Source organism: Microthrixaceae bacterium (genome assembly GCA_016702505.1).
In the GTDB taxonomy this organism is placed as follows: Bacteria; Actinomycetota; Acidimicrobiia; order Acidimicrobiales; family Iamiaceae; genus Aquihabitans.
On record JADJDU010000001.1, the window covers coordinates 372,476 to 394,425 of the forward strand.

16 protein-coding genes and 2 pseudogenes are annotated in these 21,950 nt (G+C 66.0%); 12 read left to right on the forward strand and 6 right to left on the reverse strand.

Annotation, left to right across the window (positions count from 1 at the left end; genetic code table 11):
• Positions 1-7: 7 nt before the first annotated feature.
• On the forward strand, positions 8-2,359 hold the full coding sequence (locus tag IPG97_01750) for an Rne/Rng family ribonuclease (protein MBK6855309.1): 2,352 nt from the start codon (positions 8-10) through the stop codon (positions 2,357-2,359).
• A gap of 106 nt (positions 2,360-2,465) precedes the next feature.
• On the opposite strand, the pseudogene IPG97_01755 reads toward IPG97_01750, so the two are convergent.
• Positions 2,466-3,751, reverse strand: a pseudogene (locus tag IPG97_01755) (transposase family protein).
• 177 nt (positions 3,752-3,928) lie between these two features.
• Between IPG97_01755 and IPG97_01760 the strand changes: the two are divergent.
• The 4 genes from IPG97_01760 to rpmA all read left to right on the forward strand — a co-directional run bounded on the left by IPG97_01760 (position 3,929) and on the right by rpmA (position 6,213).
• Positions 3,929-4,768, forward strand: a complete 840-nt coding sequence (locus IPG97_01760) for a hypothetical protein (GenBank protein MBK6855310.1) — start codon at positions 3,929-3,931, stop codon at positions 4,766-4,768.
• Positions 4,672-5,526 (forward strand): hypothetical protein, encoded by an 855-nt coding sequence (locus IPG97_01765; protein MBK6855311.1) that lies wholly within the window; start codon positions 4,672-4,674, stop codon positions 5,524-5,526. Before IPG97_01760 ends, IPG97_01765 begins: the two co-directional genes overlap by 97 nt.
• A 117-nt stretch (positions 5,527-5,643) precedes the next feature.
• Complete coding sequence (gene rplU, locus IPG97_01770; protein MBK6855312.1) at positions 5,644-5,952, forward strand: 50S ribosomal protein L21; 309 nt, start codon at positions 5,644-5,646, stop codon at positions 5,950-5,952.
• A gap of 3 nt (positions 5,953-5,955) precedes the next feature.
• Positions 5,956-6,213: a 50S ribosomal protein L27 gene (gene rpmA, locus IPG97_01775; GenBank protein ID MBK6855313.1), complete on the forward strand. Its 258-nt coding sequence runs from the start codon at positions 5,956-5,958 to the stop codon at positions 6,211-6,213.
• A gap of 135 nt (positions 6,214-6,348) precedes the next feature.
• On the opposite strand, the pseudogene IPG97_01780 reads toward rpmA, so the two are convergent.
• Positions 6,349-7,253 (reverse strand): annotated as a pseudogene (locus IPG97_01780) (HD domain-containing protein).
• A gap of 493 nt (positions 7,254-7,746) precedes the next feature.
• Between IPG97_01780 and IPG97_01785 the strand changes: the two are divergent.
• From IPG97_01785 to obgE, 4 genes are all read left to right on the forward strand, one after another.
• Positions 7,747-8,436: a pilus assembly protein gene (locus tag IPG97_01785; protein ID MBK6855314.1), complete on the forward strand. Its 690-nt coding sequence runs from the start codon at positions 7,747-7,749 to the stop codon at positions 8,434-8,436.
• A 62-nt stretch (positions 8,437-8,498) separates the two neighbouring features.
• The gene (locus IPG97_01790) at positions 8,499-9,083 is read left to right on the forward strand and encodes a pilus assembly protein (protein ID MBK6855315.1); all 585 of its coding nucleotides are present in this window, start codon (positions 8,499-8,501) and stop codon (positions 9,081-9,083) included.
• A 94-nt stretch (positions 9,084-9,177) separates the two neighbouring features.
• Entirely contained in the window at positions 9,178-10,632 is a 1,455-nt protein-coding gene (locus tag IPG97_01795; protein MBK6855316.1) for a hypothetical protein, read from the forward strand.
• Between the two features lie 110 nt (positions 10,633-10,742).
• Entirely contained in the window at positions 10,743-11,987 is a 1,245-nt protein-coding gene (gene obgE / locus IPG97_01800) for a GTPase ObgE (GenBank protein MBK6855317.1), read from the forward strand.
• Here the strand turns inward: obgE and IPG97_01805 are convergent, their stop codons facing one another.
• From IPG97_01805 to IPG97_01815, 3 genes are read right to left on the reverse strand one after another with little or no spacing between them, the layout of a single operon-like run.
• Entirely contained in the window at positions 11,988-15,071 is a 3,084-nt protein-coding gene (locus IPG97_01805; protein MBK6855318.1) for an ABC transporter permease, read from the reverse strand. It abuts the gene before it with no gap.
• A complete protein-coding gene (locus tag IPG97_01810) occupies positions 15,068-15,955 on the reverse strand; it encodes an ABC transporter ATP-binding protein (GenBank protein ID MBK6855319.1) in 888 nt (295 codons plus the stop codon). Before IPG97_01810 ends, IPG97_01805 begins: the two co-directional genes overlap by 4 nt.
• On the reverse strand, positions 15,952-16,542 hold the full coding sequence (locus IPG97_01815; GenBank protein MBK6855320.1) for a helix-turn-helix transcriptional regulator: 591 nt from the start codon (positions 16,540-16,542) through the stop codon (positions 15,952-15,954). The genes IPG97_01810 and IPG97_01815 overlap by 4 nt, the downstream gene beginning before the upstream one ends.
• Before the next feature lie 338 nt (positions 16,543-16,880).
• Between IPG97_01815 and IPG97_01820 the strand changes: the two genes are divergently transcribed.
• From IPG97_01820 to IPG97_01830, 3 genes are all read left to right on the forward strand, one after another.
• The gene (locus IPG97_01820) at positions 16,881-17,609 is read left to right on the forward strand and encodes a hypothetical protein (GenBank protein MBK6855321.1); all 729 of its coding nucleotides are present in this window, start codon (positions 16,881-16,883) and stop codon (positions 17,607-17,609) included.
• Positions 17,610-17,837: 228 nt separating this feature from the next.
• Positions 17,838-18,926, forward strand: a complete 1,089-nt coding sequence (gene proB, locus IPG97_01825; protein ID MBK6855322.1) for a glutamate 5-kinase — start codon at positions 17,838-17,840, stop codon at positions 18,924-18,926.
• A gap of 93 nt (positions 18,927-19,019) precedes the next feature.
• A complete protein-coding gene (locus tag IPG97_01830; GenBank protein ID MBK6855323.1) occupies positions 19,020-19,862 on the forward strand; it encodes a PspA/IM30 family protein in 843 nt (280 codons plus the stop codon).
• A gap of 218 nt (positions 19,863-20,080) precedes the next feature.
• On the opposite strand, the gene murJ is transcribed toward IPG97_01830, so the two are convergent.
• On the reverse strand, positions 20,081-21,646 hold the full coding sequence (murJ, locus tag IPG97_01835; GenBank protein ID MBK6855324.1) for a murein biosynthesis integral membrane protein MurJ: 1,566 nt from the start codon (positions 21,644-21,646) through the stop codon (positions 20,081-20,083).
• Positions 21,647-21,950: the final 304 nt, after the last annotated feature.

The following is a 21,950-nucleotide window of genomic DNA, read 5'->3' on the forward strand; positions in this document are numbered from 1 at the left end:
CTCCAACATGTCCGATACGGACTCAGGGCCCCATCCCGAACAGCCGGTTCCCGGCTCCAGCCCGACACCCCCAACTGAAACATCGCCCCAGGCTTCGACCCCACCGTCCGGCCCAAAACCAGAGTCGGCAACCAAGGCCGAACGCGACCCCGGCGGTGCGGTCGCCTCGCCGAGGCCGAACCAAGCCGGCGAGAGCGGTGCCACCCCGCCGAAGGTGAATGCCCCAACGGGTTCGGAGGAAGCCGCCGAACCCGACCGCTCGGGCTCGCAGGGTCCCGATGCCCGGCCCTCCACAGACGGGGGAACGGGTGAAGGCGCGGCCAAGAGACGGCGACGTGGTTCTCGCGGCGGACGCAACCGCAACCGACCCCGTCCCGAAGGCGTCGATGAGACCGGGTCCGAGGTCGGGTCCGGTTCCGACGAGTCGACGGGCGCAACACCAGCCCGCGACCGTCGGGAATCGACCGGTCCTGCATCGCCCTCGTCATCGTCGACCTCACCCGGGGGGAGCCAGCCCAGGCGTTCTGGGTCCGCTATCGGGCCCGGTTCGGTCGAGGGTCGTAGCGATGTCGACAAGGCCGCGGTCGCGAGGGAGAGTCGGGCGCCGGTCGAGTCCACCGCGCCCAACGCCGCGGTACCACCTCGGAAGCCTCAGATCGGCGACACCAGGCCGGCTCCGGTCGGTCCTGTGGGTGGGGCGGACGGACCTGCCACCGCTGACGCCAGCGGGGAGGGGCCCAAACGCAAGCGGCGTCGGGGTGGACGTGGCCGTGGTGGTGCCGGTACCGGTACCGGAGGCGTTGCCGATATCGAGATGACCGACGAAGCTCCCGTTGGCGCCGCCGGTTCCGAGACGCCCGCTCGCCGAAACAACGGCGGGCCCAGCGGTGGTTCCCCACGGTCCAAGGATGCGACCGCGGGAGGCGCGGCGGGGTCCAGCGGCCCGGGCGAGCCAGGCCGGCGCCGTGGCGGCCGCGGGGGAGCGGCGGGCCCACCGGTCACGGCGGTGACCGACGACGCCCCCATCAACCTCGACGAGAAGACCCTGCGCAAACGCCGGGGGCGCGAGCGCAAGGGACGGCCGGTCGGGCGATACCTGATGGCGGTTCATGTCCAGCCCGCCGCCACCCAGATCGCCGTGCTCGAGGGGCGTTCGCTGATCGAGCACTACGTGTCTCGCCCGACCGACGGCATCAACCAGATCCACGGAAACATCTACCTGGGCAAGGTCCAGAACGTGTTGCCGGGCATGGAGGCGGCCTTCATAGACATCGGCACCCCCAAGAACGCAGTGCTGTACCGGGGTGACACCCGTCTGGATCCCGACGATTTCGAGGGCAAGGCCGAAGACGTCCGGATCGAACAGATCCTGCGGGCCCGTCAAACGATCCTGTGCCAGGTCACCAAGAACCCGATCGGAGCCAAAGGCGCCCGCCTCACCCAGGAGGTGTCGATTCCGGGACGGTTCGTGGTGCTGGTGCCCAACAGCACCACCTACGGGATCTCCAAGCGCCTCCCAGACAACGAGCGCAAGCGGCTGCGCACGGTCCTGGACAAGGTGCGCCCTGAGGGACACGGCCTGATCGTGCGCACCGCGGCCGAAGGCATCTCCGCCGAGGAACTAGAACGAGACGTCCAACGCCTGGCCACCCAGTGGTCCCAGATCGAAGCCCTGGCCGCCCGTTCTCAGGCACCGGCCCTGCTCTACCAGGAGCCCGACATGGCGGTACGGGTCATCCGTGAGGAGTTCAACCAGGACTACCGCCAGGTGGTCATCGACGACGACAAGCTGTTCGAGGAGGTGCGCGACTACGTGCGCAGCTTCTCCCCGGCGCTGGTGGACCGGGTCGAGCGCTACGACCCCGCCGCCCACGGCGACCTGCCCATCTTCGAGACCCACCACGTCCACGAGCAGCTCCACAAGGCTTTGGATCGCAAGGTGTGGCTGCCCTCGGGCGGTTCGCTGATCATCGAACGCACCGAAGCGCTCACGGTGATCGACGTCAACACCGGCAAGAACGTGGGCAAGTCCAGCCTCGAAGAGACGGTGTTCCGCAACAACCTGGAGGCCGCCGAGGAGGTGGCCCACCAGCTCCGCCTGCGAGACATCGGCGGAATCATCGTGATCGACTTCATCGACATGGAGATCAAAGCCAACCGCGAGACCGTGATCCAGACGTTCCGCAAGGCGCTGGCCCGGGACAAGACCCGCACCCAGGTCTTCGACATCTCCGAACTGGGTCTGGTGGAGATGACCCGCAAGCGCATCGGCGAGGGTCTCATGGAGTCGCTGTCGGGCCCGTGCCCCACCTGCGAAGGCAGAGGCATGGTCTTCGACCGCGAACTGATCGGCGAGTAGCCGAGAGGCTCAGCGAAAGCTCCGGCTCGGCGTTCGTGTCGACCCATCATCGAAGTTTTTCCCGAGGTGCCTCACGGAAAGTGAGCGCGTGGGGGTTGGTGGTGCCTCACACACTTTGAGCGCTTGAGGGCTTGCGTTTGGTGGGTGTCAATCGGTTGATCGACGGTTGTAAGGATTCCAGATCGAGGGGCTTCGCTGCGGCGATGGCTTCGGTCTTGGCTCTAGCGGCGGCGGTGAGCTGGGCCTGGATGTGGTTGATCTGGCGAGTGAGGTCGGCGGGGTTGGTGCCGTGGATCCGGGCTTGGACCTCAGCGATGCGGTTCTCGGTGAGGATCTCGGCGTCGAGGACGCGCTGCCAGGGGGTCTTGGGGTCGTCGTAGACGCGTCGGCGCCGGCCGTCTGGGCCGGTGCGGTAGTCGAGGGGTTTGCGGGTCGGGGTGAAGAAGTTCAGCCGGAGCGACACCAGCGGCCACAGCTCGTTGAGCAACGTGAGTTCTTCGGGCGTGTCGTAGCGCCAGTAGAAGGCGTGCTTGCGCACGACGTGGTTGTTCTTGGACTCGACGGTTGCCTGGTCGTTCTTGCGGTAGGGCCGTGATCGTGTCTGGGTGATGTCTCGGTCTTGGAGCCACCCGGCGACGTCGTGGTTGATGAACTCTGATCCGTTGTCTGAGTCGAAGCTGATCAACGGGAACGGGAAACTGGCCTGTAGGTCTTCAACAGCTTGGGTGATCCACAGTGAGGCGTTGTTGCGGATCGAGGTGTTCTCGGTCCAGCCGGTGACCATGTCGGTCATGGTGAGGGTGCGGGCGAACTCACCGATGTAGGTCGGTCCGCAGTGTGCGACCGTGTCGGCTTCGATCGCTCCGGGGCGGTCATCGCGTTCGTCGCCGACGGTTCGGATCTTGATCGAGTTGCGCAGCTTCGGCGCCGCCCTTGTTGTGGAGATGCCTTTGATCCGCATCCGGTCACGGGCCGGGCGCAGGTAGCGGTCCACGGTGGCTGCTGACATCGCCATCAGTTCGGCCCGGGCCGCTTCTGTGGCGAATGGCTTGTCCAAGTCGCCGGCCGCTTCGAGCAAAGGAAGCCACAGGTCGCGCATCACCACGAAGTACTTCCCACATGGCATGCCCATGAGCATCCACACGTGCTCGAGCAACAGCCGGGTGTCGTCGCTGTATAGGCGGGATTTCACCGAGCGCTTGTCGATCTGGTCTTTGGGGTCTGGGAGCTGAGGGCCACTCAGCAAACGACGAGCAGTCGAGCGGCCCATCCCGGTGGTGTCCACGACCTGATCCAAGATCTGGCCCTTGTCAGCCTTGGAGCCTCTGCGGTATGCGTCAGCAGCTTGTTCGTGACCTGACGTCGAGCAGCCATGTCGATCTTGCCTTCCATGAAGAGGCAAGCCTTCTCCCAGGCCTGGGATCATGCGCTCAAAGTGTGTGAGGCACCAAACATCTCCAAGCGCTCAAAGTGTGTGAGGCACGTCGTTTCCTTGACTTGTCCGTGGGCGGTGGGAGATAAATATCGGCTCGGCGGATGGCTGGGCCTTGGCGACACAAAGGACCTGCGGTGGACAACCTCACGATGAGTCGATTTAGCGTGCACAGACCTCGGAGGCTGACGGCCTTCCTGACGGCCGCCTTGGTGGCGGTGGGCGCCGCGGCCTGCGACCCGCTGCCGCCGCCCGACGGGCGCGACCTGGGTGTGGTCATCGACTCGGGCCTGGCCGCGACGGTGGAAGAAGGGTCGACCGTGATCGTGACCGGAACGGTCACCAACCACGGGACCGTGGCCGCATCGGCGGTGGTTCTCGATCTGGCGTTCGACAAGGGCATCGCCGCCGACTCCGCGGTGATCGGAGGCGGCTCGTGTACCGCGGTTTCGGGGCTTCACCAGTCTTGTGCTGTGTCGGAGCCGTTGCTTCCCGGTGCCAGCCTTCCGTTCAGCCTGGAGGCCGCCGTCGGCACCACCTCGGGTGCGTCGGTTCTCATTGCCTCGGTTGGCTCGGACGGATCAGAACCAGCCACCGACCCCCACACGAACCTCGTTGCGGAGACCACCCAGGTCCGCCCGCCCGCAGCCGCCGCCCGGCCGCTCGGGGTGCGCAACGGCACCAACTACCTGGGCACCGGAAACCTGCTGGCTTCGGCAGGTTTGCCTACCCATCCAGACGAGGGTGTGTACCTGTCGGTCAACACGTTCTGTGCTTCCAAGGTGAATGGTGACCGTTTCCAGACGGGCTACAGCAGCGGTGTGTGCACCGGCCCGGCCAATCCGGAGTACCGAGCTGACGGCTACGGCTTCTCATCGACGTGCCCGCCGGCCGTACCAGCGACCTCGATGTTGTGGTGTGGGATGCCCGGTTCAACCAGCAGCCGCTGCCCGGCGGTGAGATCACCGCCGATTTGAACTACACCGGCTCCACATCCGAGCCGTTCACCTTTACGTTGTTCAAGGCGGATCGAACCCCGCTCGACTACAACGACAACCCGCTGGCTTGCACCCGCACCTTCGGATCGGAAACGGTGTTCGATTACACATTCCTGGGAAGTCAACGATGGAACTGGTTGTGTTCCATCCCGGTATCGGACCCAGCGGGTGCCTACCTGTTGAAGGTCACCAACGGTGGAGTTCTCACCACGCCCGCCGTCAATGGACGGAACGCCTTCGCGGTGGCCGCCCTCTACCAGGCCGACGGTTCAGACCCGTCCGTCGCTCTGTGCCGGCGTGAGTCGCGGCCGACCTGCCCGGTGGTCAGTTCGGCGGAGGACACACCGCTGTTCTTGAACCGTTCTTCGGCGATCACCCGGGTGCCGGCGGGATCTATCCCGGCGACCGAGGAAGGGCGATCCCTGCATCTCGAGCTCTTCGATCCTGGTGAGGGCGTCCAGTTGATCCGGATCCTTGCTCCGTCCGGAGCCGGAACCTGGGTGCCGGTGTCCTTCACCTGGGACAGCGCCGGGGTGGGATCGTCATCGAGCCCTGTCCAGAGCGTCGACAGCTCGAACTCCCGCTTCAACGGTCGGCTGCTCCACATCGATGTGGACCTCGCCGGCTACAACCCGCCGCCTACCAACACCACGTGGATGGTCGAGTACACCTCATTTCAAGGGACCACCACCGACCAGACCACATGGACAGGTCGGGTGGTTGACTTCAGCCACTGAGTTCGGAGCTCGTCCCCGACCTGGCCCGGCGCCGGGTTGGTCGGGGACGGGCTTCACTCCTAGGCTTGTCCACCGGCCCCAGGGGCCCAACGTTCGAACGCGCAGAGGCAACGCATCATGTACGCAGTCATCAAGACCGGTGGAAAGCAGTACCGGGTCAGCGAGGGTCAGGAGCTCCAGGTCGAGCGCCTCGGTGTCACCGAGGGCGAGGTGAGCCTCACCCCGATCCTGCTGGTCGATGGTGACACCGTGGTGTCCTCGCCCGACGCCCTGGCTAAGGCTTCGGTCAAGGCCAACGTGGTGGGAGAGGTCCGTGGTCCCAAGATCACCGGCTTCACCTACAAGAACAAGACCAACCAGCGCAAGCGTTGGGGTCACCGTCAGAACTACGCCACCATCCAGATCACCGGCATCACGAAGGGCTGATCCATGTCGAAGACCAAGGGCGGCGGTTCCACCCGGAACGGCCGCGACTCAAACGCACAGCGCCTCGGCGTGAAGGCCTACGACGGCACCGTGGTGTCGGCTGGGTCGATCCTGGTTCGTCAGCGTGGCACCCATTTCCACCCCGGCGAGAATGTCGGCCGTGGCGGTGACGACACCCTGTTCGCCACCATCGATGGCAAGGTCAAGTTCGGTCGCCGCGCCGGACGCAAGCTGGTAGACGTGTTGCCCGTCGCCGACTGAGGCCACCAACATCTGGGTCGGCCGTAGCTGACCGAAACGCTAGGACCCCTGCCGTTGCAGGGGTCTTTTGCGTTTCGGTCCTTGCGGCGGGTGTCGTTGAGCGTCCCTGTGGTTCGAGGCGTCGGCGGCCCGGCGTCAGGTGCGGGGCAGGGCCTCGGGGGACCAACCGAGCAAGTTCAGGGCGGCTTGGTTGGCGAAACGGTCGGTCATTCCCGATACGTATCGGACCGCCTCGGACCGGGCCTTGTCTGAACCAGGGGAGACACCTAAGCCCTCACCGGTGAGGTCTGGGTGGTCGATGAAGTACTCGGTGAGCGACGAGATCAGCCGGGCGGCCCGGTCGGCCTGGTCGACGGAGTCGGGGCGTAGGTAGATGCGCTCGTAGTTGAAGGCCCGGAAGGCGGCGAGGGCATCGGCCTCCGGACGGCGCATGGCGACGACCCCGGACTCGGCGATTGTCTCCACCATGGCGGTGATAAATCCGTGGAGTTGGAGCGTCGGGTGGTGCCGACCACCTCGGCTACCTCGGCGGGCAGGTCCTCGGGCTTGACGATGCCCGCGGTCACCGCATCTTCGAAGTCGTGGCAGACGTAGGCGATGCGATCGGCCCAGGCCACTACCTCTCCTTCTGGGGTCATGGGGGCGGGACGGTTCCACGAGTGGTTGCGGATGGCGTCCAGGGTCTCCACGCACAGGTTGAGGGGCGCCAAAACCACGTCGGCGCCATAGACGGCATGGTGGTAACCGCCATCCACGAACGGTGACAGTGCACCTTCTGACGCGTGGCCGGCAGGGCCGTGCCCGCAGTCGTGCCCGGTGGCCGCCGCTGCGGTCAACGCGACGTTGAGACCCACCGGGCGGGCGATGGACACCGCTACCTGGCAGACCTCGATGGCATGGGTGAGCCGAGTGCGGAGGTGGTCATCGTCGGGGGCGACGAACACCTGGCACTTTCCGGCCAGGCGCCTGAACGCCTTGGAGTGCTGTATCCGGTCGAGATCCCGTTCGAAACAGGTGCGAAACCGGTCCGGCTCTTCCATGACAAGACGGTTGCCCGCCCCCTCGGCTCGGGTGGCCCCCGGCGCAAGCTGATCGTGTTCGAGGCTCTCTCTGTCGCCCCTCCGGGCAGATCACCTGAACCGCTACTGACCTCGATGGCCGCATGGGCGAGGGCAAAACGGGTTGGCTCCATCTTGCTGATCCTATGGACGGACGGTGACACTCTGGCTGACGCTTCGCAGTGGAGCAAGACGCCCATTCTGGTCACGTTGCGTGGTCCTACTACACGATGCGTGGCCCTTCTGCTGGTCAAGTGTCACCTTCGCTGATACCATGAACCTCGTCTCGTAGGGTGCTCCGGCTCCCATAGAGGCGGCAGGGAGGGCCTGGTATCGGAGGTCCTCCTCAGGTTCTCGGGTCAAACTGCCGATGGGGACGATTGTGAAGCTTGAGCATTCTCGACGAGCGGCTATGCCGTACCGACACCCGGCGTGGATCAGCAGGGCGCGGGCCAGGATGCGTCACCAACGCGGCGTGACGTTGGTCGAGGCGGCGTTCGTTATGCCGATCTTTCTCCTCTTCCTCATGGCCATCTTTGAATCTGGCCTCTACATGAGGAACTACTTGGGTGTTTCCAATGCTGTGAGGTCGGCGTCTAGAGCAGCATCGGCTGCTGGAGCGCAGAACGGAAGGTGGGAAACGCCAACCAAACCGAACGCTCAGATCACATCAGCCGATCTCTACATAGTGAATAGCGTTGCCCGAGAGTCTGCCGCAATCCCGCGCTCGGCGATCCAATTCATCGTGGTCTATAAGGCCACCGGCTTTGGTGCCGGTCCATCAGATGAGGAAGAAGCTGGAGTTCCCGGATCTTGTCTGACCGGAGTGCCCCGCGCAGGCCTCTGCAATGTTTATACGCCTGCAGACTTCGACCGAGCAACCATTGAGATCGCTGAGCGTCAGAGACATGCACTGGCCGTTCAGACCAACGTCAATGATATTTTGGATCCTTCCAAGATTACCTTCGGATGTAATACCTCGTCTCCCGATCGGTTCTGGTGCCCTGACACCCGTAAGGACAGGTTGACCGATAACAACTACAATGGGCCCGACTACGTGGGAGTGTATATGAGGATTCGGCACGAATGGCTCACGGGAATATTTGGAGAGGGCCGATTCATTGACGACCAGTCCGTCGTCAAGATCGAGCCGAGACAGCGATGAGGCTCAGGCATCACGAAGACCGCGCCGAGCGGAGCGCGGGCTCCTCAAGGGGCGTCGCTCTGGTGGAGTTTGCCTTCATATCGATGATTCTGCTGGTGTTGGTAGCTGGAGCTATTGACTACGGGCTTGCGTGGCGTTCCGCAGTAGTCGCAACCGAGGCAGGGCGAGCGGGCGCCCGCACCGGGGCAGCGATGGCTGTTAGCCCGAGGGCTGATTATGAGGCTCTGAGCGGGGTGAGGGCGAGTCTCGCGGCTGGGGGGCGGCTTGATGATGTAGATCGTGTTGTTCTGTTTCGAGCCACCTCCGCGAACGGTGCACCTCCAGCAAGCTGCATCGCGCAAACCCCCTCCGGATCTGAGTGCGTGGTCCTCAATCAAGCTCAACTCGACAACATCTCGCCATCAAACTTCAATTACACCCTTGCGGCAGACCCATGGTTGCCGGCTACAGGCACTGGTTGTATGACGAGTAACCGAATGCTTGCAACCACGACTTGGTGTCCTTCCAGCCGAAACAACACCCTTCATAACGCCCAGTATCTGGGAATCTACATTCGCCTCAAGACCGACAACCTGTTCCCGATCTTGGGTGCACAGCAGACTATTGAACGAACGGCCGTGATGCGGCTTGAACCAACGCCACTCTGAGGTGTTTGCAATGACTCGAACATTTGCTCATCGACGTAACGCCATCCTTGTCTCACCGATAAAGCGCCCGCGTCAACGTGGGTATGTTTTGGTGATGTTCGCTTTGGCCTTGGTTCCGATCCTGCTTATGGTTGGTTTCTCGGTTGATGTGGGTTCATGGTACAACCGCGCGGCCCAACTGCGTAAGGCCGCCGACGCCGCGGCTCTTGCGGGCGTGGTCTGGCTGCCAGATGAAGGCCAGGCAACCGCTTATGCGTTGGCGGCCGCGGCCAGAAACGGTGTCGAACCTGGCAACGGTGTCTCGATTACGGTCCAGCGCAGCAGTGCGAACGAGCGCAGGCTCAAGGTGTCGATTACCGATACGCGTGTTGGAAGCTTCTTTTTCAAGAACCTCGGTGGCAACGATATATCCCTCACTCGCCACTCCTTTGCCGAATACCGGTTGCCGGTACCTCTTGGAAGCCCCCGGAACTACTTCGGTACAGGTGAGTTGCTGCCGGCGGGGCCACGGCGAGAATACCTCAACCAGGCTATTAATACGTACTGCTATTCCAAGGTCCAGGGTGACCGGCATCAGAGCCGCTACTTCAGTGCCAACACGGGACATGTATGCACGCCAACACTCAACACTGAATATCGTCCGGACGGATATGAGCTGTACATAGATGCTCCGGAGGGTCGGCCTGCTGGCATTGATGTTCTTCTCTATGATCCCCAGTATCGGCCCGGTACATTTCCAGATACCGGGAATGGGAGTGAGAACTTCAGTTATGAACTGTGGCGAGAGAACTCTCCTTTCACGCCGACTGACGACGTAAGAGTGTGCGGTCCTACTACCTATACAGCATCATCTGGTTACAACTATACGTTCCTTAGTGTAAACAAGTGGAATCGATTGTGCACTATTCAGCCGGGTTGGGCTAGTGGTCGATATATCCTAAAGGCACGTAACGGCAGTGTCCCGGGGTCGGCGTTGGGCTCCAACCAATGGGGTGTGGTTGCCCGCTATACGAATGGAGCTGCTGGATCGCAGGGGTTTAGTAACGGCTTGTGCGATGCCCGAGAGTGGGCGTTGTGCCCCAGCGTTTACGGCAAGGACGCCATCTCTGTCTACGCGGCCTCGGACGGGAGCACCGCACAGTTCTTCTTGGCAGAGATCGAACCAGAACACGCTGGTAAGAAGCTAAAGCTTGAACTGTGGGACCCTGGTGAAGGAGGGTCTGTACTGAGAATCTTGCAGCCAACGGGTCAAAACACATGGTCTCCGAAACAAATGAGTTGGAGTGCATACTACAACGAGAACACCACGCCGGCAGGCGGCGGCCGGAGTGGGACTAACCAGACATCGATAGACATTACCGGTAGCAGGTATAACGGTCACCGGCTGGTCATTGAAGTAGATTTGACTGGATATACTCCACCGGCGAACAACCATTGGTGGAAAATCGAATATGAGTTCAATGATCCAGGCAGGCCAGACGTGACCGACCGGACGACGTGGACGGCCGATATCATCGGCGATCCGGTTCACCTGGTGGAGGAGTACTGACCTAGCGCTGCTGCCGGCGGGCTGCCGGTGAGCAGGAAGATCGCGAGGCCCCCGACCTTGGCCGGGGGCCTCGTCGCGTCAGGGGGTTGGGTCGGTAGTGTGCGGGGACCATGTCCGGGTTCGTCGATGAAGCACAACTGAACGCCAAGGGCGGAGACGGGGGCGCCGGGTGCGTGTCGTTCCGGCGGGAGGCCCACGTCCCAAAAGGTGGCCCCGACGGTGGCGATGGCGGGCGGGGCGGACACGTGTGGCTGGTGGCCAACCGCAACGTGGCTTCGCTGCTGGCCTTTCGGGACCACCCCCACCGCAAGGCGGTCAGCGGCACCCATGGCCAAGGCAAGAAGAAGCATGGTCATGGAGGATCCGACCTCGAGGTGGCCGTACCCGAGGGCACCGTCGTCTACGACTTCGATGGGCGGGTGTTGGCCGACCTGATCAACCCCGGTGACCGGTTCCTGGCCGCCGCCGGTGGCCGAGGCGGGCGGGGCAACAGCCGATTCCTGTCCAACAAGCGTCGGGCCCCCACCTTCGCCGAACAGGGTGAGGCCGGCGAAGAACGTTGGATGCGCCTCGAGCTCAAGTTGTTGGCCGACGTGGCTCTGGTCGGATTTCCCAACGTGGGTAAGAGCACCTTGATCTCACGGATCTCGGCGGCCAAGCCCAAGATCGCCGACTACCCCTTCACCACCCTCGAACCGAACCTGGGCGTGGTGCGAATGGACGACGGCGTCGAGTTCGTGGTGGCCGACATCCCCGGACTCATCGAAGGTGCCGCCGAGGGAAAGGGACTGGGGCACCAGTTCCTGCGTCACGTCGAACGAGCTCGGGCCCTCGTAGTCCTCATCGACCTGGCCCCCACCGCCGGTCATGATCCCGCCACCCAGGAACAGGTGCTACTGGCCGAACTGGGTGCCTACCGGCCCGAGTTGCTGGACCGGCCCCGCCTGGTGGTGGGCAGCCGATCAGACCTGGCCGAGCCCGACACGATCGCCGCTTTCGAGGGACTCACCTTCTCGGCCGTCACCGGCACCGGTCTGGCTCATCTGACCGGTGCCATGGCCCAGGTCGTGCACCAGGCCCGCCACGCCGAACCCGAACCGGAACCGTTCGTTGTGCATCGTCCCGCCAGCGTGGGTATCACCATCGAACGCCTCGACTCGGGGGCATTCGTGGTCCACGGTCGGGCCGCGGAGAGGGCCGTGGCCCTGTCCGACCTGACCAACCTGGAGGCTCTGGCTTACGTCCAGGAGCGGCTCCGCAAGCTGGGGGTGGACAAGGCCCTGGCCAAGGCGGGCGCAGTGGAAGGGTCACCGGTCCAAGTCGGTGGGTTCCACTTCGAGTACGTCCCCGACTGATCAGGTTCGGGGGAGCACCTGATCCCGCGGCGCCCGGTTGAGGGTGGCGCGGATGGCGGGGACCACCGTCCACAACACCCCGGCCGTCGCGGCCGGCAACAACAGGATCGGGATGATCTCCCAGCCCGGGGGTACGAGTCGTGAGCTGAGAAACTCGCCCCATCCCGCATCCACCCAGCCGTCACGCTTGAGACCCACCAGCACCGCCGTCACCGGCAGCCATCCGAGCGGCAGGGCCAAGAGCGCACCCAGCAGCGACAACACCACGCCCTCGAAAGCGCTCTGACGTCGCATGCGGGCCGGAGGGGCACCAGCGGCCAGGGCGGCCCGATGGTCATCGGCGCTGTCCACCGCTCGCAGGGACAGGGTGATGGCCAACACCCCCAGGGCCAGGATCCCGGTGGCTCCCGCCAGGATCAACAACCACCGGCTCTGCCAGTCGTCGTCTTCGGCGGTGGACCCGCTGGGGGGACCTGCGGGTTCGTAGTTGCCCTCCGGGTGGCCGTTGAGGATGTGGGTCCAGGCCTGGGTCGGTGTCGTGGGCACGATGGCCGCATCGGACCCCGCTCCACCGTCGGGCTGAGCGGCGAAGGTCCCGCGGGCAGCCTCCAACTCGGCCAGGGTAGGCACCACCTCGCCGGTGTCGGCCGACACCCCTTCGAGGGAGGCGTACTCGTTGCCGGTGGCAGGGGTGCTGCGGGCCAGGACGGTGCTGAGCGGCGTGAGGTCGGGGGCGACCTGTTCGATCACCCCCGCCGGGACGAGGTGATCGGCCTCCAGCCCGTAGCCAAGGTCTGAACCACCCCCATCGGGGCCGGTCGCAGAATCCAAGGTGACGGCGGTGGAACTTTCGCCCAGGGTCAGCGGGCCAGGGCGGCCGAACATGGTGACGGCCTGACCGGCCTTGAGCCGTTCGACGGCCCAAGGGACCAACAGCCCGTCGGCCTGTGCCGGGTCGATCGCGGCCACCGCGTACCAGCCGCCGGTACCGTCGGCCAGGCCGTAGATGCTGATCGGGGTCATGGGACCGGCCACCTCTTGGACCCGGGCGGCAGCCGCGGCCGACTCCGCCGTTTTCAGGTCGCCGTTGATCTGGACAACCAGACCGCGCCGGTTGGCCAGGAGCACCGTGGAGACCATGCGGCCATCGGGGCCGGTGGTAGCGGTCATAGGTGGCTCCGCCGCGCTTGTGGCCTCGGTGTCATGGTCCCCCTCGACCACCAGCGCTCCGCTCTGGATTGACGCGTGGCGTCCCGCGGTGCGAATCGCCTCGGTTCGTGCCGTCAACACTCCTACCGGGATGGCCAAGCACACGGCCAGGGCGGCCACGGTGGCCGCACCCTGAGTGCGGTGTCTGGCGATGCTTCGCAGCCCCAGGCGCGTGAGCCCGCCGAAGCGGTCCGCCATCCGGCCGGTGACCGCCACCAGGGTGGGGGCCAGAGCGATGCAGCCGAAGACCACGGCCAGCACCGCACCCAGCACCCAGAGGCTGGCCCACGCGCCGCCCAATCCTTCGGAGATCATTCGGGTCAGGACCACCAGGGCCAGCGTTCCGGCGCCGGCCACCACCGCACCGGTGAGCGGTATGCGGGTGGGTACCGGGCCCAGGGGTCGTCGGCCAGCCAGGGCGCTCAACACCGGGACCCGGCTGGCGGCCCGGGCCGGTTGCCACGCCGCCAACATCCCAGCGAGGACACCGATGGCAACGGCCACCACGGTTCGTCCCACCGGCATGGTCACGTCGACGCCGTACACGCTGGAGACACGTTCGGCAGTGGCCTGGGAGTTCAGGACGGTGATGCTCACCAGCGCCATCACCAGGGCGGCCAGGCCCGCCACCAATCCGGGGATGGCCCCCTGGAGCACCAGCGCCGAACGAATGGTTCTGGGGTCTGCCCCGGCACTGGACAGCAGGCCCACGCCCTTGAGCTGGCGGCGGGAGGCGATGGCGAAGGCGGCCGATGCCACCACCGCAACCACCGCGGCGAAACCGGCCATGAACACGGTGATGAACACCGAAGCGATGTTGGAGCCTTCGAGCCATGACACCGACGACGAATGGATCTCCACATAGCCGTCATCGAAGAACGAGAAATCGCCGCTCCCGTTGTGGGGTGTGTACTTTGCCCGCGCCATGGCCGCGACGACCGCGCTGCGATGGTCGCCGGGCGCCCACACGCCGATCATCTGACGGCTCTCCCCGTCCACCAGATCGAAGTGGACGTCGGGGTCCGACCACCGGTGCACGCCGCTGGCGAGGCGATCGCGAGAGACCAGGACCGGACTCCCCTGGGGTCGTTCGGTCCAGTACGTGTCGGGCAGGTGCCCAACCACTGCGGCCAGCTTGTCGACGTCATCGCCCGCCACGCCGATTCCCGACACCGTGAAGCTCTGCCCGGTCCAACCCGAGGTGAGTGTGTCTCCCACGCTCCAACCGCCGGCCGCGGCCAGGTCTCGGGTGAGGAAGATCTCCTCATCCGAACGGGGGAGGTGGCCGCTCTCTGCTACCCAGCGTGCGCGCCAGCGGGACTGCTCGGGACCCTCGTAGACCTCGGTTCCCACCAGGCGCGGTCCCTTGCCGTCGGGTTGCGTGTCATCGGTGGTGAGCCAGTCTGCGCCTGCCCACACTGCCTCTACCGTGGCCGTCCCGTCGCTGGCCTCCTCGGCGAGGTGACGCAGTTCCTCGACCTGATCGGCGGTGGACTGGGTCCCGGCGCCGGGGGTGGGGGCGGCCGGGTCGTCCGGGTCTGGCGTTCCGACCTGCTCAGCGCCGGCGACCAGGGTGGGGTCGAGGGTGATCGTGGCGATCCGGCCCCCACGGCTGAACCGATCGGACGCGAGGGCTCCCTGTTCTGTGGTTCGCTGGGCGGTGAACGCGGCCATGGCGGCCAGCACCGGAACCAAGATCATCACGGTGACAAGACCGTGACGCCAGGGATGGCGGCGGACCTCTCGTCGAGCCAGGCGGAAGGCCAGCGCCCAGTTGGCCCGGGCCCTGGTGGGCGCTGGGGGCCGGTGTTGTGACTGGTCGGGCGTCGGCCATCCCTGGGTAGGGGGCGGGGGAGGGTTGTGGTCAAAGCTCATCGGGCCACCGCCGATGAGTCGGTGGGGTCGATGTCGCCATGGGCGGAGGTGGATGCGGAGTCGGCCGGTGCCCAGGCCTGGTCATCGACCGACGGATCCGAGTGGTTTGGGCTCACAGAGCCGTCGCTGGTCGATGTTGTGGTGAGGTTGGCGCCCTTGGCGTTGGTGTTGGGACGACCATCTGCGGGCCGGCTCGGTCGGCTGGCGGTGTCGCTCACCACCCGGCCATCTCGCAACGTCACCACCCGGTCGGCATATCCGGCCACTCGAGGTTCATGGGTCACCACCAGGACCGCAGCCCCCTCCTCGGCCAGCGTGCAGAACAGCTCCATGATGCGGTCGCCGGTCTGGGTGTCGAGGGCGCCGGTGGGCTCATCGGCCAACACCAGGCGCCGGGGCACGGCCACGGCCCGGGCGATGGCCACCCGCTGCTGCTGACCGCCAGAGAGGTCGTCGGGGTAGCGGTCCAGCGGCGGGTCGATCCCCACCCGCTCCAAAGCGGTCTCGGCGATGCCCCGGGCTTGGCGCAGGCTCATACCGTCGAGCTCCAAGGGGAGGGTGACGTTCTCCAGTGCGGTGAGGGTGGGGAGCAGGTTGTACTGCTGGAAGACCACGCCCACGTCGGTGCGGCGCAGACGGGCCAGGTCGGCGGGGGAGCGCCGCCCCACGTCATCTCCGTTCACCAGGACGTGACCGGCGGTGGCGATCACCATGCCCGCAGCCAGGTGCAACAGGGTGGACTTGCCCGAACCGCTGGGACCCATGATGGCCGTGACCGAGCCGGGCATCAGGTCCAGGTCGACGTCTCGTACCGCAGGTACCTCCACGATGCCGTGGTGGTAGGTCTTGGTGGTAGCTCGGAAGCTGAGCGTTGGAGTGGTCATTGGATCCGCCCTTCGGGATTGGAGATGAGAACTGACTCGCAGTGGTCGAGCCAACGGAGGTCGGCTTCTTGGCGGGCCGAGATCGCCTCGGCCATGAGGTCGGCGGCCACCCGGGCCGCGGCGATGTCGCGGGGGTCACCGGCGGTGTCCGCCGGACGGTTGGCGGCCCGGGTTCGGGCCCGACGATGGGCCTGGGCCTGGCGGTAGAGCTCGGCCCGTTGACGGTCCACGACCGACAAGGCCTCGGTGGCGGAACGGCCGAAGGCCAACAGCACCTTCACCAACAACTCGTCCCGCGGAGGGCTCTCGGCGCTCGGACCCTCGTCGAACCAGTCGTCGAGCGCCCCCTTGCCCGCTGGGGTCAACTGCCACCGCCGACGGTCCCGACCCCCCGCCTCGGCATCGGCCGGATCCTCATCGACGGCCTGGACCAGGCCATCGGTGTGAAGTCGTTCGAGCGTTGTGTACACCTGGCCCACGTTCACGGTCCACACCCCTCCGGTTCGGGCCTCGAAGGCGCCTTTGAGGTGGTAGCCGTGAGCGGGACCCTCTTCGAGCAGGGCCAACAGACCCATCCGCACTGACATAGTTACGCAGTATGCATACTCAGTAACTAGGCGTCAAGAGTTCGACATCCAGGCTCAACCCCACCCGGAGGCAGAGCTCCTTGTGGCGGAGCCCCCGACCTGCGGAGATCGGCTTTGCCAGTCCTGGCAACGAAGACCTCGGCCGCTAGGCCGGGAACCGAACTCCTCCGCAAGGCTCTGCTTTTCGAAGGATCCAGCCTCATGAGCCGGGACCTATACGCTGCTGGTCGGCGTGGGCACCGGCCCACCGGCGAGGTAGGTCTCCAATGGGCAGAGCACGCTTCCGGTCTGGTGAAGGTCATGGCGCGCTTGGCCGGGCAGGAGACGATCCTTCGAGGGTGAGGAACCTCGCCCCGTTGCGCCGCGTCGTTCCGGTGACAGCCCTGGCCCTGTTCACCGTCGCCGGGGTCGCCCACGCCGCGGGCCTGGAGTTGTCACCGAGCGAGGGTCCACCCGGAACCGAGGCGGTGGCCTCGATCGATTGCGAGATGACACCTGAGTTCCAGAGTCGCTGGTTGGCCCCCGGAGCGCCGCCCGGGACTCTCATGGGCTACGCCGGTGAGGAGGCAAGCCCCGGGACCTGGACCACGATGATCGAGGTCGGAGCCTGGGACGTCGTGGTGAACTCGGCGTGTGACGACCGGGCCGAGACCGCCCGCTTCGACGTGGACAATCCCCAGCTAGCGCCCGGCCCCAGTTGGGCCCACATCGGGGCATGGCGGCCCGAACTCGACGGCACCACCGTGATCGGAACCGACTGCCCGGCCGGAACCACCGCCCGCGTCGAGTTCTCGGTGGCGGGCCGCAACGTCGCTGTTCAAGAAGCCGAGATCGACGCCTTCGGTGACTGGTCGGTGCCGGTGCCGGCGGTGGAAGGCGAGCCCGAGCTGACCGTCTCGGCCAGCTGTGGCGACCTGCGCTACCCGACGATCACAGTCCCGAGCCTCACCCCGACAACGACTGAGCCTCCGGTGACCGAGCCCGGCCAACCCGAGACCGACCCGCCCGTTCGCCCCCAGGCCCCGCCTGCCACACCGCGCCCCGCCCGTCCCTCATACACCGGCTGACCGGGCTGGCCCCACTCGGCCCGGTTCACCTCGATCCGGCGGGTCCGGCCCTGATGTGCGGAGTTGGGCTCGTTCGCCAGTGACCCGGCGGCGCACGATGGTGTGGATGACGTGGCTGGTCGGTGCGGGCCGGTCAGCGCCTGTCCCGGTGCAGGGGTCGGGCAGGGATCAACTGGTTCGACTGGTCAGGGTTCCAGCGGGCAACCTTTCGGGGTGACGACCCAGACCGTGGTGGCCAAGATCGGGACGTCGTCGATCACCGATGAGCACGGCGACATCCGCCCCGACGCGGTGGCCAAGTTCTGTGCCGAGGTGGCCGAGCTGCGGGCAGCCGGGCACCGGGTCGTGGTGGTCACGTCGGGCGCCATCGCCGCGGGACTACCCGCCATCGGGATGGGCGGTGACCTTCGCCCCTCCGATGCCCAGACCCTCCAAGCCGTGTCCGCCATCGGCCAGAGCCGACTCATGCGGGTCTATGACAACTGCTTCGCCGGTCACGGGCTGGTTTCGGGCCAGGTCTTGCTGGCCCCTCTGGACTTCGCTCTGCGCCAGCAGTACCTACACGCCCGGGGCACGCTCAACCGGTTGCTCGACCTGGGCGTCGTCCCGGTGATCAACGAGAACGACGCAATCGCCGACGACGAGATCCGTTTCGGCGACAACGACCGGCTGTCGGCGTTGGTCGCCCACCTGGTCGGAGCCGACCTTTTGGTGCTGCTGACCGATGCCGCCGGCCTGCTCACCGCCGACCCCCGGATCGACTCCGATGCCTCGCTCATCGAGGAGATCGTCGAGTTCGACGCCGAACTCGAGGCCCTGGCTGGTGGCTCGGGTACGACCCGGGGCAGTGGAGGCATGGCCTCCAAGGTCACCGCGGCCAAGATCGCCTCATGGTCGGGGGTGAGGGCCGTGATCGCCGCTGCCACCCGGGACCGGGTGCTGGTCGACGCGGTGGATGGAGTGGTCGGGGTCGGCACGGTCGTCCAGCCCCGCCCCACCAAGATGTCGGCCCGCAAGCTGTGGATCGCCTTCGCGGTGGCTTCCTCGGGGCGGGTGACCGTGGATGATGGGGCCCGTTGGGCCCTGACCCAGCGCGGCGTTTCACTTCTCCCCGCGGGGGTGGTGGCCGTGGACGGTGACTTCACCGAAGGCGACGCCGTCGAAGTGGCTGGCCCCGATGGGGTGGTGTTCGCCAAGGGGCTGGCCCGGGTAACCGCTTCCGACCTGACCCGCGCCGCCGGTCGCCGCACCGCGGAGCTCCCCGACGGCATGCCCCACGAGGTGGTCCATCGCGACGACCTGGTCATCGTCCCCTGACCCGAGCCCACAACCATTGGTCGCGGACGGTGATGACGTGCCTGGTGGGGGTAGCGGTCACATCGGGGGACGAGGTGCCGTAGAGTCCCCGCCATGATCAAGTTCTTCAAGCGGTTCTGGAACTACATCACCGCAGGCGCCAACCAGAAGTTCAACGAAAAAGCGGATCCCAAGATCCAGCTCGAGCAGGCCATCAACGAGGCCCAGGATCAACACCGGCGGCTCAAGGAACACGCCGCCAACGTCATCGCCCAGCAGAAGCAGACCGAGCTCCAGCTCAACCGGGCGCTCGAGCACCTGGGCAAGCTCAATGCCAACGCCCGTCAGGCCGTGACCATGGCCGACCAGGCCGCCAAGTCCGGTGACGCCGCCAAGGCCGCCGAGTACACCCGGGCGGCAGAGACCATCGCCACCCAGCTCGTCGAGGTCGAGGCCTCGGTCGAAGACCTCAAGACCATGCACTACAACGCCACCCAGTCTGCCGACCAGGCCAAGGCCGCGGTGGCCACCAACGGCCAGCTCCTCCAGCAGAAGCTGGCCGAGCGCAACAAGCTGCTGAGCCAGCTCGAGCAGGCCAAGATGCAAGAGCAGATGAACAAGGCCATGTCCTCGTTGTCTGAGACCGTCGGCCAGGACGTCCCCACCCTCAACGAGGTGCGAGACAAGATCGAGCAGCGCTACGCCCGGGCCAAGGGCATGAGCGAGCTCACCGAGACCAACGTCGAGACCCGCATGGTCGAGATCGAGGCCGCCGCCCAGAACTGGGAGGCTCAGAACCGCCTGGACAAGATCCGCACCGAACTGGGCATCGAGACCGCCGCTGCGGCCGCACCCGTGACGGCGACGGCGCCGCCTGCCGAGGCTCCCGCTGAGCCCGAGGTGGCCACCGCCACCGAACCCCCAGCCGAGGGTACCCAGGCCACCGGCTCCTTCTGATCGACCTAGGTTGGTCCGGCTCTCTGTCCATCTATCCACCCATGATGCGCGCTGTCCCACGAGCTGAAGCAGCGGGACATGGCGGGGGTTCGGGGGCAGAGCCCTTCGTGGCGGAGCCCCCGACCTGCGGAGATCGGCTTTGCCGGTCGTAGCAGCGACGACGTCGGCCGCCAGCCCGGCGACCTAACTCCGCCGGAAGGCTCTGCCTTTCGGCGGATTCAGGCGAAGCGGCGTAGGCCGGGGAGCCTGGCGAACATGTCGGTGATGCCGGGGACCCGGAGCACGAGGATGGCGGCCAGGTAGCTGAGCGCTCCCACCGTCACGCCGGCCGCCAGCGTGGGTACCAGCATCACCGCCGAGCCGGGGGCCATGAGGCGAACCACGCCGTACACCAGAGCGGCCATGGCCAGGGCTGCCACCAGCAGCCGAAGCCACGTGGTGGCGAGCGCCCGCCAGTCGAAACCGGGGGAGTGGCGGCACAACACGATCACGGCCACCACTGCGGCCACGTTGTAGGCCAGCCCGAAGGACAGGGCCAGGCCCACCACCCCCCAGATCCGGACCAGAGCCACGGCCAGCACGATGTTCACCGCGTTCTCGAACAGGTTCAGGTAGAAGGGCGTCCGCGTGTTCTTCATGGCGTAGAACCCGCGCAGGGTGAACAGGTAGCTGGAGAATCCCGGTAGGCCCAGGGCGAAGGCGGCGATCACCCCGCCGAGACCCAGAGCCTGGGCCAGTTCGCCGGTGGCCACGAACGTCCGGTGGTCCAGGCCCCGGGGTAGGGCCACATAGCCGACCGCGGCGGGGATGATCAGCAGTCCGATCAGGCGGAAGCCCTTGAGCATGTGATCGTTGAAAGCGGCGCGGTCGCCGCGAGCGTCGGCCCGGCCCAACAACGGAGCGAACGTCACCATGATCGACACGGCCAGCAGGCCGTGGGGAAGCTGGAAGTACTGGAAGGCGGTCTGGTAGCGGGTGGGGTCACCCGACGACGGCTTGGCCAGGATCTGGATCACCACGATCGACACCTGGTTGGCCATGACGTAGCCGAAGGTCCACCCCGACAGGCTCACGGTCTTGCGGACCGCGGGGTGCTTCAGATCGAAGTTGAAGCGCAGGCGTACGCCTGCCCGCCGAACCGCCGGGTACAGCGACAAGGCCATCACCGCGATGCCGACGGTGGTGCCGACTCCGAGCACCCACAGGATCCGGTGGTCGGCCAGGGCATCTTCGAGGGTTGGGGTTCCGTCGGTCATCTGACCGGCCACGATCAACGTGGCGATGGCGATGATGTTGTTGAGCACGGGCGCCCAGGCGGCGGCCAGGAATCGGTGGCGGGCGTTGAGCACGGCTGACCACAGCGCCATCAGCCCGTAGAAGAAGACCTGGGGAGCGAACAGCAGGGCCAGCGGCACCCCGGCCGCGATGTAGTCGGGACGGTTGGCTGGGTCCGAACCAGTGGCGAAGAGCAGTATCAGCAATGGCGCCGCCACCGCGGCCACCACCGTCACCACCAACAAGGCCACCAGAGCGAACGACAAGATGGCATCGGTGGCGCCGTCACGTCCATCGTGTTCGAGGTCGTCGGTGAACAGGGGGACGAGCGTGGCCGTGAGGATCCCGCCCAGGATCAGCTCGTAGATCATGTTGGGCGTGTTGTTGGCGTTGACGTAGGCGTCGTTCAGGCCCTGGCCCAACAACACCAGGATCAGGCTGGTGCGCACCAACCCGGTGAGTCGGGAGATGGCCGTGCCGCTGGCCACCACGACGTTGGCTCGCAACATCCCCGAGCCTGAGCGCGGTCCTGAGACCGAGTCGGCTTCTGTCTCGGTCTCATCGTCCGGGTGGGGCCCAGGGTGCGGAGGGTCGGGCGGGAGGACGTCTGCTCCCGAGTCCGACTCGGGGCCGGGACCCGATCGTTCTGACGGACCTGAGGCGAATACCAGGTCTTGGGTTGGGTCGAGGGCCGGTGGGGGGATCAGGTCAGGAGGTAGGCCGGTCAGCTCGGTGGTGGCAGGAGACGGTGCCGTGGGTGCTGGGCTTGGGAAGGGCGCGATGGTGCGGGGTCTGAGCACTCGCTCCCTGTCA

What these genes read in the sequence shown, in the direction of transcription:
- IPG97_01795 (MBK6855316.1), top strand. Translation starts at nt 9,178, where the DNA reads ATGTTCGCTTTGGCCTTGGTTCCGATCCTGCTTATGGTTGGTTTCTCG.
- IPG97_01830 (MBK6855323.1), top strand. Translation starts at nt 19,020, where the DNA reads ATGATCAAGTTCTTCAAGCGGTTCTGGAACTACATCACCGCAGGCGCC.
- obgE (MBK6855317.1), top strand. Translation starts at nt 10,743, where the DNA reads ATGTCCGGGTTCGTCGATGAAGCACAACTGAACGCCAAGGGCGGAGAC.
- IPG97_01750 (MBK6855309.1), top strand. Translation starts at nt 8, where the DNA reads ATGTCCGATACGGACTCAGGGCCCCATCCCGAACAGCCGGTTCCCGGC.
- IPG97_01810 (MBK6855319.1), bottom strand. Translation starts at nt 15,955, where the DNA reads ATGACCACTCCAACGCTCAGCTTCCGAGCTACCACCAAGACCTACCAC.
- rpmA (MBK6855313.1), top strand. Translation starts at nt 5,956, where the DNA reads ATGTCGAAGACCAAGGGCGGCGGTTCCACCCGGAACGGCCGCGACTCA.
- IPG97_01815 (MBK6855320.1), bottom strand. Translation starts at nt 16,542, where the DNA reads ATGTCAGTGCGGATGGGTCTGTTGGCCCTGCTCGAAGAGGGTCCCGCT.
- rplU (MBK6855312.1), top strand. Translation starts at nt 5,644, where the DNA reads ATGTACGCAGTCATCAAGACCGGTGGAAAGCAGTACCGGGTCAGCGAG.
- murJ (MBK6855324.1), bottom strand. Translation starts at nt 21,646, where the DNA reads ATGTTGCGAGCCAACGTCGTGGTGGCCAGCGGCACGGCCATCTCCCGA.
- IPG97_01805 (MBK6855318.1), bottom strand. Translation starts at nt 15,071, where the DNA reads ATGAGCTTTGACCACAACCCTCCCCCGCCCCCTACCCAGGGATGGCCG.